Here is a 15,008-nt window from a genome sequence, read left to right as displayed (position 1 = left end):
TTATTTTTTTACAAATTATGAACCGCTTGTTTGAATTGATTTCCTCTGTCTTCATAGTTTTCGAACAAATCGAAACTTGCGCATGCTGGTGATAATAAAACACTATCCCCTTTTTCTGCTAAACGTTGCGCTAATTGAACTGCTTCAGACATTGAAGTTGTTTCTACCATCACGTCTACTACATTATTAAATGCGTTGATGATTTTAGTATTGTCAACACCTAAACAAACGATTGCTTTTACTTTTTCACGAACTAAAGGCATTAACTCATCGTAATCATTTCCTTTATCAACACCCCCTACAATCCAAACCGTTGGGGTGGTCATACTATCCAAAGCATAAAAAACCGAATTTACATTAGTAGCTTTAGAATCGTTAATATATTGCACACCTTGAATTTTTAATACTTTTTCTAATCGGTGCTCTACTCCTTGGAAATTAGTCAAACTTTCTCTGATAGTTTGTTTTCTAATGTTCAACAATTGTGCTACAGCCGTTGCTGCCATTGCATTTTTAATGTTGTGTTTCCCTTCTAGTGCTAGTTCGTTGATTGGCATAGTAAATAATTCGTTTTTAATGGTACTATTGATGTTGTTTTCTTCTATATATCCTCCGTCTTTTTCAGGTTTTCCTGTCAATGAAAAAGGAACTTTATTTGCTTTAATCTTGTTGTTTTTTAACCAATTTAGAATCGCTTCATCTTCATTGTCGTATATCAAATAATCGGCTTCAGTTTGATTTTTTGTAATTCTAAATTTTGAATTGATGTACAAACTATAATCGTAATTGTATCTATCTAAATGGTCTGGACTTATATTTGTTAGTATCGCAATATGTGGCTTGTAATTGATGATACCATCTAATTGAAAACTACTCAATTCCAACACATAAATGTCGTGTTTGTTTTCTGCCACTTGCCAAGCAAAACTTTTCCCAATATTCCCAGCTAGTCCCACATTCAAACCACCTTGTTTTAACAAATGATAGGTCAAAAGCGTTGTGGTTGTTTTTCCGTTACTTCCTGTGATTCCGATCGTTGTTGCATCGGTAAATTGGATAGCGAATTCGATTTCAGAAATTACTGGAATTCCTTTTTCGATTAGCTTTTTAACGATGGGAGCTTTTTCGGGAATTCCTGGACTTTTCATTACCACATCGGCATTCAGAATTAATTCTTCTGTGTGCTTTTCATCTTCCCAAGCAATTCCATTAATAGTCAGAACTTCTTTATAATTTTCTTTAATTTTTCCAAAATCGGATACTAAAACATCATATCCTTTTTTCTTACCTAAGATGGCGGTTCCTACTCCACTTTCGCCTCCGCCTAAAACTACCAGTCGCATTTTATCTTAATTTTAAAGAAACAAGTGAAAAAATTGCTAACAGAATTCCGACAATCCAAAAACGCGTTACAATTCTACTTTCGTGATAGCCTTTTTTCTGATAGTGGTGATGCAATGGCGACATTAGGAATATTCTTCTTCCTTCACCGTATTTCTTTTTGGTGTATTTGAAATAACTCACTTGAATCATTACCGATAAATTCTCCGCTAAGAAAATTCCACATAAAACTGGAATCATTAATTCTTTACGAATTGAAATAGCAATTACCGCTATAATTCCACCAATGGTCAAACTTCCTGTATCCCCCATAAAAACCGATGCTGGATAAGCATTGTACCAGAGAAAACCGACTAAAGCTCCTACGAAGGCAGCGATGTAAATCGTCATTTCCCCTGAATTTGGTATATACATGATATTCAAATAATCTGAAAAAATGATATTTCCTGAAACGAAGGTGAAAATCCCTAATGTAAGTACTGATATAGCGGAGGTTCCAGCAGCTAAACCATCAATTCCGTCTGTTAAATTGGCCCCATTTGATACAGCAGTAATTACGAGGATTACCATTGGGATGAAAATCAACCAAGCATACTTTTCATAACCATCCCCCATAAAAGACAAAACTTCTGCATAATCAAATTCGTTATTTTTCATGAAAGGAATAGTTGTTGCTGTTGATTTTTCCTCTAAATCGGATGGTTTTATGTTGTTTTCGATTTTTACTCTTGAAGTTATTGTATCTTTCCTTACTGTTACATCTGGACTCAAATACAATACAGTTCCAACAATTAAACCCAAACCTACTTGTCCGATTATTTTGAAAATTCCTTTTAAACCTTGTTTATCTTTCTTGAAAATTTTAATATAATCATCAATAAAACCGATAGTTCCCATCCAAAGTGTAGTCATTATCAACAAAACGATGTAAATATTATTCAACTTCGCTAATAAGAAAACCGGAATCAAAGTTGCCAAAATAATGATAACTCCTCCCATTGTTGGTGTTCCCGCTTTTTGAGTTTGACCTTCCAAACCTAATTCACGAACGGTTTCACCAACTTGCTGTTTTCTCAAAAAATTGATGATTTTTTTACCATAAATTGTAGCAATTAAAAGCGACAAAATAAATGCCAATGCAGAGCGAAAAGTAATGTATTGAAACACTCCCGCTCCCGGAACATCAAAGGTTTTGTCTAAGTATTGAAAGATGTAATATAACATAGTTTTAAAGTTTAAATGTTTAAAAGTTTTGCGCTTGAAAACTTTACTGCTACTATTTATTTAATTGTTGTAATAACTCCGTTACTATTTTTAAATCATCGAAGTCGTGACGCACTCCATTAATTTCTTGATAGGTTTCATGACCTTTACCTGCGATTAAAATTATATCGTTTGGATTTGCCAATTGACATGCCGTTTTAATAGCTTGTTTTCTATCTAAAATAGAAACCGTTTTCTTGAAATTTTGAGGTTCCACTCCTTTTTCCATTTCTTTGATAATGATCTCCGGATCTTCGGTTCTTGGATTATCTGAAGTAAAAATGACTTTGTCGCTAATGGTTGAAGCTATGTTGGCCATGATAGGTCTTTTCGTTTTATCTCGATCGCCACCACAACCTACGACAGTAATCAATTGTTCGTTATTGGTACGAATATTCTCAATTGTTTTTAATACATTTTCTAATGCATCAGGCGTATGGGCATAATCTACAATTGCTGTAATTTTGGATTCCGAAATAATGTATTGAAATCTTCCTGATACACTTTCTAATTCCGAAAGCAATCGCAAAGCTTCCATTTTTTCAATTCCTAGTTCTACGGCAACTCCGTAAATAGCTAACAAATTATATGCATTGAACGAACCTATCAACTTTACCCAAACTTCACTGTCGTTGATTTTTAATAACAATCCCGATAATTGGTTTTCTAAAATTTGGGCTTTATAATCGGCATACGATTTTAAGGCGTAACTTAGTTTCCTTGCTTTTGTATTTTGAAGCATTACAGCTCCATTTTTATCATCTGCATTAGTTAAAGCAAAAGCATTTTTGGGTAAATTATCAAAGAATGATTTTTTTACATCGCGATATTCTGCAAACGAATTGTGATAATCCAAATGATCGTGTGATAAATTCGTAAAAATACCGCCTTCAAATTGTAAACCTTCTGCTCTTTTTTGATGAACTCCATGTGAACTCACTTCCATAAAACAAAATTCACATCCTTCTTGAACCATCAAATCTAAATACCTATTAATAGTCAAAGAATCAGGTGTTGTGTGAGTAGCTTTAAATTCTTGCTCATCAACCATAATTTTTACAGTTGATAACAAACCTACTTTATAACCTGCTTTTTTGAATAATTGATATAAAAGTGAAGCAATTGTGGTTTTTCCATTTGTCCCTGTTACCCCAACTAATCGAATTTTCTCAGATGGATTCTCATAAAAATTTGTTGCTAGTAAGGCCAAAGCTTCGTTAGAATCTTTCACCTTAATGTAGGTTACCCCATTTACAATTACACTCGGAAATTCCTGACAAATAATTGCAATAGCTCCATGATTTAACGCTTTTTGAATGTAATCATGACCGTCTGATAGGGTTCCTTTTATCGCAACAAAAACATCATTTAACTCAACTTTTCTAGAATCAAATTCAATTTTTGAAATAGCAATATCGGTGGTTCCATGAACCGCTTCAATTCCTACTTTATATAATATGTCTTTAAGTACTTTCACGATAGTTCAATTATGATAATTTGATTTTTATTAAAAGCCTGACCTGATGTTAGAGATTGTTTCTTAACTTTTCCTACACCTATAACTTTTACTTTTAATCCTAGATTTTCTAATAAAGCAACTGCATCCATGCCTTCCATCCCTTTAACATTAGGTACAATTTGCTCTTCTTTTTCTACTTTTTTGTAGTATTCAGCATAACTTTTTTCTTGAGCCACCACTTTTGCATCGATATTTTTAACAAGATTCATAGAAGGTGAATCGGTAAATATTTTTTGAGCAATTCTCTTGAATACAGGTCCGGCAACATCAGCTCCGTAATATCCTGCAGTAACATTAGGTTTATGAACCACAACAATACAAGAATATTTAGGTTGGTTAGCAGGAAAATAGCCTACAAAAGACGAAGCGTAATACATATTCGACTTGTCTTTGTAATTTACTTGAGCGGTTCCTGTTTTTCCCGCCATCGAAAAATCTTTAGAGTATAATTTTGACCCAGTTCCTTTTTCCACTACATTTTCTAAAACTTTGTGCACTTTTTTCAAAGCTTCCTGAGAACATATTTTAGGGTTGATAACTTGGGTATCAAATTTTTTGATGATTTTATTCCATTCTTTTATTTCGCTAACGAAAATTGGTTTTACCATTACTCCATTATTGGCAACCGCGTTATACAATGCCAATGTTTGTAAAGGAGTAATTGAGACGTTATAACCAAAGGCCATCCAAGGTAAAGTAGTTCCATACCACCCCGGTGTTCCTGGCTGTGGAATATATGGTTTCCCCTCTCCTTTGATAGGTAAATCCAAAGGTTTGTTCAATCCATAACTATTAATTCTATCTACAAATTGTTTAGGATTGTTTTTATAATGATCAACAACAGCTTGCACTAGAACCGTGTTAGAAGAAACCTCAAAAGCTTTTCCAACTGATATTTTACCATAACCACCAGGCTTTGAGTCTTTCACCTTTTTACCATAATATTCTACTACGCCACCTCTTGAATCATAAACTGTGCTTGTATCTACTTTTTTATCATCTAAAAGCGCTATCAAATCAATTAATTTGAATGTAGAACCAGGCTCATGCGATTCTGTAATGGCATAATTTTGTGTTTCATAGTAGGATCCATCTTCTGCTCTTCCTAAATTTGAAATCGCTTTGATGTGACCCGTTTTGGTTTCCATCACTACTACACAACCATGATCTGCTGTATAATACTCTAATTGTTTCAATAAAGCATGATGAGCAATATCTTGGATATAAACATCAATTGTAGAAATTATATCGTAACCATCTACAGGCTCCTTTTCATTTACATCATTTATAGGTTTCCACTGATTCTTTGCAATTTTTTGCATCATTCTGTGGCCATTTTTCCCATTCAAATAATCGCGAAAAGCGTACTCCAACCCTTTTCCATCTTCGTTTGAACGTTCATAACCGATAGTTCTTTTTGCTACCAAACCAATTGGATGTTCTCTTACAATTTTTTGCTCGATAATCAAACCACCTTTATTAGCTCCTTTATTAAATAATGGAAACGATTTGATTCGCATTTGCTCCGTATAACTCAACTTTTTTGCGATGAATAAATAGCGACTTTTATTCGCACGTGCCTTTTGTAATTTCGCTTGATAATGCCCGGATGATTTTCCGAACATCACTGAAAGTGAATCCGAAAGCGCTTTAATATTCTCTTTAAAAAGTTCAGAAGAAGGTGCTACAGCATCGAAATAAATTGAATATTCTGGAATTGATGTAGCTAATAAACTTCCATCTGCTGAGTACACATTTCCTTTGTTTGCTGGAATAGTGAAATTTTTAACGGTTCTTTCTTTAGCTAACTTTCGGTAATAAGGTCCTTCAACCCATTGAATATTGTTGAGTTTTATCAATATCAAAACAGCCATCACGAGAAACATGAAAGCTACAAAATACATGCGGTACGATATTTTTTTATCTTCTACTGCCATATTTTCAATTTATCCCAAAAACTCTTTTTATTTTCTTGACTTTCAACAACTATTTTAACCGGTGGCACTTCAGATGGAAAGATTTCACGAGTTTCCATTTTTTTTGCCACTGTAGATTCCATTTTTAACTTCATCAATTCCGAACGACGGTCTACAAATTCAGAACGCAATTCTTTTACTTGATTGGTTAATTCGGTAATTCGGTAATTTTTCGCATCGTATTGATGATTGTTTGCAATAGCCATCATTCCTAAGATTACCAAAAAAACGATGAATTTCCAGTTCTTAAGAGCGTCATCACTTATAAGAAATTTTGCTTTTAGTAAACTGTAGATTCCGTTTTTCATTTATTGCTATATTTTTTCTGCTACTCTTAGTTTTGCACTTCGTGCTCTATTGTTTGATGCTATTTCCTCTTCTGTAGGAACAATTAATTTTTCAATGATTTTGAAAGGAACTTTAAAATTTCCGAAGAAATCTCTTTCTGGTTCTCCTTCAAACATGCCGTTTCGCATGTAACGTTTTACCAATCTGTCTTCTAATGAGTGATACGAGATAACACTCAGTCGGCCTCCAGGTTTCAGAATCTCTAAGGATTGTTCTAAAAACTCTTTCAACACATCCATTTCCTGATTGACTTCGATACGAATGGCTTGGTATATTTGAGCTAAAATTTTATTACTCTTGTGACCCGGAAGAAATTTTGCCAACACTTTTTTCAATTCGTCCGAATTTCGGATTTCTTTATCTTTTCGAGCCGTTACGATTACGTTAGCCATCGCTCTAGCGTTTTTTAGTTCGCCGTAATCAAACAAAACTCTTGCAATATCTTGTTCGTCATATTCATTCACCACGTGATACGCACTGATGTCACCTTTTTGATTCATTCGCATATCCAATTCGGCATCAAAACGGGTTGAAAAACCTCTTTCTGCCACATCAAATTGGTGAGACGAAACGCCTAAATCAGCCAAAATCCCATCTACTTGTTTGATTCCGTGGAAACGTAAAAACCTTTTTATATAGCGAAAATTTTCATTGATTAAAGTAAATCGCTCGTCGTTAATTGCATTTTTTAAAGCGTCTAAATCTTGGTCAAAAGCGAATAGTTTTCCGTTTTCACCCAATCGACTCATAATTTCTCTCGAGTGACCGCCACCACCAAAAGTAACATCCACATATATACCATCAGGATGAATATTCAATCCATCAACTGTTTCTTTTAACAATACTGGATTATGATATTCCATCTTCGTCGTCATTAAAATTACCCATTACTTCTTCTGCCAAGTCTGCGAAATCACCCACAGCGTTTTCAATCGCATTTTCATATTTATCCTTATCCCAAATCTCGATGATATTGATAGCTGAATTCAACACAATATCTTTATCAATTTGAGCAAAAACCACTAAATCTTTCGGAATTAAAAGTCGCCCTGTTGCATCAATCTCAATTATTTTAACTCCTGCTGTAAATCTTCTAATAAAATCATCGTTCTTTTTATTAAAACGATTTAGTTTATTGATTTTCAACATCATTTTATTCCATTCCGCCATTGGAAACAACTCCAAACAAGGTTGAAAAACCGAACGTTTCAATACGAAACCATCCTCCAAAGAACCCAATTGTTTCTTTAGCGAAGTAGGCAGCATCAGCCTTCCTTTGGCATCCACTTTACATTCATATGTTCCGATTAATGTTTTCAACTTTTCTTTTCGATTAGAATAAGGACAAATTTAGAAAAATTTTACCACTTTTTACCACAAACTACCACTTTGTTAATAAGTTTTTGGAATTTAAAACTCTGTTTTCCACTTTTAACTTAATATCATTTGCAAATCCTAGATTTAAGAAGGCTTTAACAAATGATAACTATGCAAAAAAATTGAAGCTCGTTTCGTAAAATCCTAACAAAATTGTTGATAACTAACCATTTACAAATGCGTTGAGCTTAAAAATATCTATGACATTTTTTTCTTTAGATTCTTTAAGAAAATAGTATATTTGTCGAACATGAGAATTAACACATCAAGTGGCATTTATGTTAAAAAAAGAAAAGAAATATACTTATTTTGAAGCTGGCGAAGGAACACCAATTATCATTTTACACGGATTAATGGGAGGATTGAGTAACTTTGATGGTGTGGCAAATTATTTTCCACCAAAAGGTTATAAAGTGGTGATTCCTGAATTACCTATTTACACTCAAAACATTTTAAAAACTAACGTTAAGGCTTTTTCCAAATTTGTTAAAGACTTTGTGGTTTTTAAAGGATATGACAAAGTTATCTTACTTGGAAACTCATTAGGAGGACACATTGGATTATATTTCACCAAAATGTACCCTGAATTAGTAAAAGCTTTAGTAATTACAGGAAGTTCAGGCTTATATGAAAGTGGAATGGGTGAAAGTTACCCAAAACGCGGTGATTACGAATACATCAAAAAGAAAGCAGAAGATGTATTTTACGATCCAGCGATTGCAACTAAGGAAATTGTTGATGAAGTTTTTGCTACAGTAAACGACAGAATCAAATTGATTAAAACGTTGACAATTGCTAAGAGTGCAATTCGTCATAATATGGCAAAAGATTTACCAAAAATGACCACTCCAACCTGCATAATCTGGGGAAGAAATGACAAAGTAACCCCTCCAAATGTAGCGGAAGAATTTGACAGATTATTACCGAATTCAGAATTGTTTTGGATAGAAAAATGCGGACATGCTGCCATGATGGAGCATCCTGAACAATTCAATGAAATTCTTTTTAATTGGTTACAAAAAAATAATATATAATGGTTCCCCTTTTTGGGGAATTTTATTTTAAATACTATGAAAATTAATACCGCCGAATTTATTGTCAGTAATTCAGAAGTAGATAAATGTCCGAAAGAACGTTTACCTGAGTACGCTTTTATTGGTCGTTCCAATGTAGGAAAATCATCATTGATTAACATGTTGACGAACCATAAAAATTTGGCAAAAACCTCATCAAAACCAGGAAAAACCCAATTAATCAATCACTTCAAAATCAATAATAATTGGTTTTTAGTAGATTTACCGGGTTATGGTTATGCTAGAGTTTCAAAAAAGACAAAAGCTGTTTTCCAACAATTTATAACAGATTATTTTGAAAGACGCGAGCAATTAATTTGCGCTTTTGTATTAATCGATATTCGTTTAGAAGCCCAAAAGATCGATTTGGAATTTATGGAATACTTAGGCGAAAGCGAAATTCCGTTTGCGATAATTTTTACGAAAGCAGATAAAATTGGAAAAACAAAAGTAGCTTCTCACGTTGCGGCTTATAAAAAACAAATGTTAGCCAACAACTGGACCGAAATGCCTCAATATTTTATAACCTCATCACTAGAAGCTACAGGTAGAGATGCTATATTAGAGTATATTGATCAAATCAACGAAGATATTTTTAAGAATGAAGGCTTTTAAATTTTTGTTTTTAGTATTTTTATTTTCCTCATGTAATCTACCAAAATATTACTTTAAGGACGATTCTATAACCACCGGTGTTGATTTTTCTGAAGGAAAGTGGCTATTGGACAGAATTCAAACCTCTAAAGAAAATGAGGACAAACTTACAAAAATGACAACCGATTTTTTTGAAAAAAAGTTAGACCAAAGGTTTAATACTGTTTTTAATGAAAAAGTATTAATTTCTCAAAAAAATAATTTTCCATTAAGCAGTGAAGAATTAAAGCAAATTAAAATAGGCACTAATTATGATTTCTTCATTCAAATAAAATCAGGGAATTCTAAAAATGAATTAGGTGCCATCGATGCAACACCAGCAAGATTCAATAGTAACCTTACTAATGAAGCTTCAATACAACTCATTATTTACGATTTAAATACTAAACAAGTTATTTACCATAAAAACGCCTTTGGGGTTACTGGAAATCCTGAAAAGAGCAACAGTGATGTTACCTTTTCAAAATCATCTCAGAGTTTATTGTTTGGCTCTTTGAAAAAGATTTTTAAGGATTTAGATGAAAAATCCATACTATAAAAAACAAAAAAGTCGCTATTTCTAGCGACTTTTTTTATGCTTTTAAATCCATTTTTTCGGCGAAGTACTCACAGAAATCTCTCATGGTATCTGACATTTTCTCATCGGCAGTGGCGCGTTGAAAAGTATCTGCCATGGCTACTAAAGTTTGATGGAAGAATTGTTTCATTTCATCTACTGGCATATCTTTTGTCCATAAATCAATACGAAGCGTTTCTTTAGCTTTGCTATCCCAAACGGATAACAACATTGCTTTAGCCTCTTCCTGTTCCACACCACCATCTTGAGCAGTCCACAATAATTTCTCTGGAATATTATTTTCGTCTAATGCTACGGTAATTTTTATATCTGACGTTTTCATTTAACTAGGGTTTCTTGGGTTTATATTTTGAATTATCAAAGATGGTTTTAGCATCCATTGCTAACAATTGTTCTAAGGTTACTTTTTCATTGTTTTCCATGTAGCTTCTTACGATTTGCCAACCTAACCATTGACCCACTCTTCCTGGCGTTTGATTATCAATTTCTAAATAAAATTTTGAAAAAGGTGCGGGTTTTATAAATCGTAATTCATTTTTAGAATTGGTATCGAATAATAATTTATTTTCTATAAAATGGCTCCACATGAAATATTCGTTTTCTTGGCAAAATTTAATTTGCATATCGGTGTAACCAATTTTATCTGCATCCGAATAAAACGGAATCAATTTGTCTTTTACATACAATTCTTTTCCGTAGTAAATCATAGCAGAAAGTAACGTTCTATCGGTTGGAGGTGCAATTTTACCATAACAAAAGGTCGAGACTAAATCGGGTAAAATTTGATTTGGTTCCAAACTTTGCTTTTTATATTCAGGAAAATCAACATAAAAACGATGTTCTTTACCTAAATAACAATCTAATGAAACTAAAGCTAAAGTATCCACATAAAAGGATTTGGCTTCCGTATCCACTTCATTAATTAAAGTAATAACTCTTGGTGTTTTAAATTTCGGAAAATAATATTGCACATAAGCAAACATCTTTTCCATATCCGTTTCGATTGGACCAAGAGTGGGATATTTCATTTGAACTTCCTTGTACAACTCTTGCAATAAAGGATTCTTAATTTTGTTAACCCAAACCGAATCCGGATTTCCTACCGGAAAAAAGAAAGGATATTGCGCTTTAATCTTTTGTAAATCCTCTGGCTTTGATTGATAAAATACTTGGTCAAATCGCTCCACTTTGAATTCAACCGGAATTTTTGCAACCGCTTCTTCCACCTTACTTTCTTCTTTACAAGAGAATAAAGAAATAGCAAAAAGAGCAAATAATAATTTCTTCATATTGTGCATTTTTAATACTTTTATAAACCAAAATTAATTTGCAAATATACAGTTATCGACACATAAATTTTCATAAAAAAATGACAAATTCCAACCACTTTCAAGCAGAAAAAATCAATCAATTTATAGTAAAATGGCTATATGATTATGCTATTAACGCAAAAGTTAAGGGGTTTGTTGTGGGCATATCAGGCGGAATTGATAGTGCTTTAACTTCTACTTTATGTGCACAGACCGGTTTGCCTACTTTGTGTGTTGAAATGCCGATACACCAAGCGGAAAGCCACGTGAATAGAGCGAATGAACATATTGATCAATTGAAAAAGCGTTTTCCAAATGTTTTTAACTCAAGAGCGGATTTAACTCCCGTATTTGAAAGTTTTAAAAATCAAGTTCCTTCTAGTGAAAACGAAGCTGTTTTGAATTTATCACTTGCCAACACTCGTGCTCGTTTGCGAATGACTACTTTATATTATTTTGCAGGTTTACACGGATTTTTAGTTGCTGGAACAGGAAATAAAGTGGAAGATTTTGGTATTGGATTTTTTACAAAATATGGCGATGGAGGTGTAGATATAAGTCCAATTGCGGATTTAGTTAAGAGTGAAGTTCGTTTGCTAGCTTCGTATTTACAAGTTCCAGAAAGCATTCTAAACGCCAAACCTACCGATGGATTATTTGGTGATGACAGAAGTGATGAAGATCAAATTGGAGCTAATTATGACGAATTAGAATGGGCTATGGAACAGGCTGAAAAAGGAAAAACTACAGAAGATTTTTATGGTAGAGAAGCAGAAGTAATTCAAATTTACAAAAGATTAAATACAATCAATCAGCATAAAATGAGCCCTATACCTTTTTGTAAATTGCCCGAAAACTTTTAATAATCATTCTATTAATTAATAAGTGTTTACATTTTTTTTAGTAACTTTGGTATATTAAAAACCATTAATATTTTAGTTATGATTAAAATATGTATAGCAGATAGTTTACCCGTAGTGGTTCAGGGATTGCAGTCTTATTTTCATGGAAATAGCAAAATAGAAATTACCGCAACCGCTAATCACTTAGAATCTTTACTAACTACCTTAAACAGTAAACACTTTGACATAGTTCTTTTGGATGTTGCTCTTGACGGATTATCAAGTATAAGAGACATTAAAAGTTTACTAAAAGATTTTCCTAAGAGTAAAATTATACTTTTTACTAACGTTTCCGAACAAATGTATGCTGCCACAGCAATAAAAGCAGGAGTTTCAGCTTATGTTTCAAAAAGAAGTTCGCTAAAAGAATTAGAAAGCACTATTGAGAAAGTTATTGAAGGTAAAGTAGTCTTCAGCGAATCTGTAAAGAGAAGTATTGAACTTCTTAGTAAAGGGAAAAAATCAGAAAGATTGTTTAAAAAATTATCTACTAGAGAGATTGAAGTGCTGCGCTATCTAAACGATGGTAAAAAAAATAAGGAAATCGCTCAAATTCTTGGACTAGATGAAAAAACAATCAGTACATACAAATTACGTTTGTTAGCGAAATTAAATGTGACTAACTTAGTTGATTTACTGAAAAAAGCTAAAGATTTAGATATTATCTAGTTGTATCTTGATAAAACTCTTCCTAAGCTTTTTGAAAAAATATGCGTAAGCCCCAAGTAAGCCATAACCATTTCTAATGTCTCGGAATTATCAGATTGTTCCCCGTTTGAAATATTGTTTTTCAAGTCATCAATAATCTTATTTACTAAATACCATCGTAAAGTAATAATGGTCTCTGTTACATATTGACTTATGGTGGCTTCTTTTTGCTTCACATAAATTTGTTGGACTTCCCAATTATGTAAAACTTCACGTTCTTCGTTCATAAGAATTGTGGTTACTTCTTGTGCTAATTCATCAGGCAATTGCATCAAGTATTTATCCAACTCAAACACTTCATTTTCATTGAAATACGCAATTAAGTGATTGTAAATCGCTTTGAAAATTGGATTCGCTAATTCTACTTCATCCTCTTGCAAACTCAGATAAATACGTTGAAAAACTTTATACTTATTTTGCTCTTTTACCTCAATTGTTTCACCTTCTTCATTTTGAGCCAAAATGGTGTCTTCAAATTCTGCTTCTTTATCTCCATACAACAATAAAATCTGAATAATTTTGTGTTCCAATTCGTATTGAATATCAACTTGCGTGGGTTGGGCAATATCGTTTCTTACAACTTCAAACGCCTTTTGTTCCTCTTTAAATTGCTTATTAGCTTCCGATAAATCTTTCTTAACTAATTGCGCTAGCGTATTGAAAAGTACATCTTCGGAAATATCCATGATTCGGGAACATTCCTTTATGTAAACTTCACGTTTAATTCGGTCTGGAATTTTAGAAATACTAATAACCATATCGCGAATTAAATCGGCTTTTTTAATTGGATCATTCTTGGCCTCTTGCATTAACAAAGAAGCTTTGAACTGAATGAAATCTTTGGCGTTATCTTCGAAATATTGCAACAAATCTTCATACGAAGTTTTTCTTGCAAAACTATCCGGATCATCACCATCAGGAAACGTACACACTTTAACGTTCATTCCAGCTTCCAAAATCAAATCAATTCCACGAATTGACGCTCGAAGTCCGGCAGCATCGCCATCAAAAAGAACCGTAATATTTGGTGTTAAGCGATTAATTAATCGGATTTGATCTGACGTTAAAGCCGTTCCTGAAGAAGCGACTACGTTTTCAATTCCGGCTTGATGCATTTGGATAACATCGGTATATCCTTCCACTAAATAACAATTATTTAGTTTGGCGATAGCTTGCTTTGCATGGAAAATTCCGTACAAAACTTTACTCTTGTGGTAAATATCACTTTCGGGCGAATTTAGGTATTTTGCAGCTTTTTTATCGCTCGTCAGAATACGACCACCAAAACCCAAAACACGCCCACTCATACTTTGTATCGGAAACATCACACGACCTTTGAAACGATCAAACTGTTTGTCTTCCTTAAAAATCGAAAGTCCGGTTTTTTCTAAATATTCTAATTTATAACCTTTCCCAAGCGCTTCTTTGGTAAAAGCATCCCAAGTTTCTGGCGAATATCCTAATCCGAATTTTTTAATTGTATCAGAAGTAAAACCACGTTCTTTAAAATACGATAATCCGATGGCTTTTCCTTCATCGGTTTCTAATAAAGTGTGATGAAAATATTTCTGAGCGAATTCCGAAACCAAATACATACTTTCCTTTTCATTGGCTTGCGCTACATCTTCATCGGTCTGAACCGTTTCTTCAATCTCAATATTGTATTTTACCGCTAAATATTTAATCGCTTCTGGATAGGTAAAATGTTCGTGCTCCATTAAGAAAGTCACGGCATTTCCGCCTTTTCCAGATGAAAAATCTTTCCAAATTTGCTTCACTGGAGAAACCATAAACGAAGGCGATTTCTCGTTTACAAACGGCGACAATCCTTTCAAATTACTTCCGGCGCGTTTGAGTTGTACAAAATCACCAATCACCTCCTCAACTCGGGCGGTTTCAAATACTTTTTCTATGGTGTCTTTTGATATCAAATTTGCAGATTTATTTTGGAACGTTTCAA

Annotated in this window: 15 protein-coding genes; 5 read left to right on the top strand and 10 right to left on the bottom strand. The window is 33.3% G+C overall.

The features are described 5' to 3' along the window. Positions 1-8: 8 nt before the first annotated feature. From murD to mraZ, 7 genes are read right to left on the bottom strand one after another with little or no spacing between them, the layout of a single operon-like run. Positions 9-1,343, bottom strand: coding sequence for a UDP-N-acetylmuramoyl-L-alanine--D-glutamate ligase (gene murD, locus NAT47_RS01335; protein WP_250579619.1), 1,335 nt, complete (start codon positions 1,341-1,343; stop codon positions 9-11). 1 nt (position 1,344) lies between these two features. Next, positions 1,345-2,565, bottom strand: a complete 1,221-nt coding sequence (gene mraY, locus NAT47_RS01330) for a phospho-N-acetylmuramoyl-pentapeptide-transferase (RefSeq protein WP_250579617.1) — start codon at positions 2,563-2,565, stop codon at positions 1,345-1,347. Positions 2,566-2,617: 52 nt separating this feature from the next. After that, complete coding sequence (locus NAT47_RS01325) at positions 2,618-4,081, bottom strand: UDP-N-acetylmuramoyl-L-alanyl-D-glutamate--2,6-diaminopimelate ligase (protein WP_250579615.1); 1,464 nt, start codon at positions 4,079-4,081, stop codon at positions 2,618-2,620. Continuing rightward, positions 4,078-6,060, bottom strand: coding sequence for a penicillin-binding protein (locus NAT47_RS01320; RefSeq protein ID WP_250579613.1), 1,983 nt, complete (start codon positions 6,058-6,060; stop codon positions 4,078-4,080). Before NAT47_RS01320 ends, NAT47_RS01325 begins: the two co-directional genes overlap by 4 nt. Continuing rightward, positions 6,051-6,407, bottom strand: coding sequence for an FtsL-like putative cell division protein (locus NAT47_RS01315; RefSeq protein WP_194093226.1), 357 nt, complete (start codon positions 6,405-6,407; stop codon positions 6,051-6,053). Before NAT47_RS01315 ends, NAT47_RS01320 begins: the two co-directional genes overlap by 10 nt. A 6-nt stretch (positions 6,408-6,413) precedes the next feature. Next, positions 6,414-7,322, bottom strand: a complete 909-nt coding sequence (gene rsmH / locus NAT47_RS01310) for a 16S rRNA (cytosine(1402)-N(4))-methyltransferase RsmH (protein ID WP_250579611.1) — start codon at positions 7,320-7,322, stop codon at positions 6,414-6,416. Beyond that, on the bottom strand, positions 7,297-7,767 hold the full coding sequence (gene mraZ / locus NAT47_RS01305) for a division/cell wall cluster transcriptional repressor MraZ (RefSeq protein ID WP_250579609.1): 471 nt from the start codon (positions 7,765-7,767) through the stop codon (positions 7,297-7,299). Before mraZ ends, rsmH begins: the two co-directional genes overlap by 26 nt. Positions 7,768-8,102: 335 nt before the next feature. On the opposite strand from mraZ, the gene NAT47_RS01300 reads away from it, so the two are divergent. From NAT47_RS01300 to NAT47_RS01290, 3 genes are all read left to right on the top strand, one after another. Then, complete coding sequence (locus NAT47_RS01300; RefSeq protein ID WP_250579607.1) at positions 8,103-8,858, top strand: alpha/beta fold hydrolase; 756 nt, start codon at positions 8,103-8,105, stop codon at positions 8,856-8,858. A gap of 36 nt (positions 8,859-8,894) precedes the next feature. Then, positions 8,895-9,512, top strand: a complete 618-nt coding sequence (gene yihA / locus NAT47_RS01295; protein ID WP_250579605.1) for a ribosome biogenesis GTP-binding protein YihA/YsxC — start codon at positions 8,895-8,897, stop codon at positions 9,510-9,512. A gap of 154 nt (positions 9,513-9,666) precedes the next feature. Next, entirely contained in the window at positions 9,667-10,089 is a 423-nt protein-coding gene (locus tag NAT47_RS01290; RefSeq protein ID WP_250579603.1) for a hypothetical protein, read from the top strand. Between the two features lie 34 nt (positions 10,090-10,123). Here the strand turns inward: NAT47_RS01290 and gldC are convergent, their stop codons facing one another. Continuing rightward, complete coding sequence (gene gldC / locus NAT47_RS01285; protein ID WP_250579601.1) at positions 10,124-10,450, bottom strand: gliding motility protein GldC; 327 nt, start codon at positions 10,448-10,450, stop codon at positions 10,124-10,126. Between the two features lie 4 nt (positions 10,451-10,454). Continuing rightward, positions 10,455-11,417, bottom strand: coding sequence for a gliding motility lipoprotein GldB (gene gldB, locus NAT47_RS01280; protein ID WP_250579600.1), 963 nt, complete (start codon positions 11,415-11,417; stop codon positions 10,455-10,457). 80 nt (positions 11,418-11,497) lie between these two features. Between gldB and nadE the strand changes: the two genes are divergently transcribed. Both nadE and NAT47_RS01270 read left to right on the top strand, forming a co-directional pair. After that, entirely contained in the window at positions 11,498-12,301 is an 804-nt protein-coding gene (gene nadE / locus NAT47_RS01275; RefSeq protein ID WP_250579598.1) for an NAD(+) synthase, read from the top strand. A gap of 78 nt (positions 12,302-12,379) precedes the next feature. Continuing rightward, on the top strand, positions 12,380-13,009 hold the full coding sequence (locus NAT47_RS01270; protein WP_250579596.1) for a response regulator transcription factor: 630 nt from the start codon (positions 12,380-12,382) through the stop codon (positions 13,007-13,009). On the opposite strand, the gene dnaG is transcribed toward NAT47_RS01270, so the two are convergent. Then, complete coding sequence (gene dnaG / locus NAT47_RS01265) at positions 13,006-14,979, bottom strand: DNA primase (RefSeq protein WP_250579595.1); 1,974 nt, start codon at positions 14,977-14,979, stop codon at positions 13,006-13,008. The two genes, NAT47_RS01270 and dnaG, sit on opposite strands and share 4 nt — an antisense overlap. Between the last annotated feature and the right edge of the window lie 29 nt (positions 14,980-15,008).

Origin of the sequence: Flavobacterium fragile (genome assembly GCF_023634865.1) — a bacterium.
Classification (GTDB): Bacteria; Bacteroidota; Bacteroidia; order Flavobacteriales; family Flavobacteriaceae; genus Flavobacterium; species Flavobacterium fragile.
The sequence above is the reverse complement of the archived record's forward strand: the minus strand, read 5'-3'. Positions and strand labels throughout refer to the sequence as shown.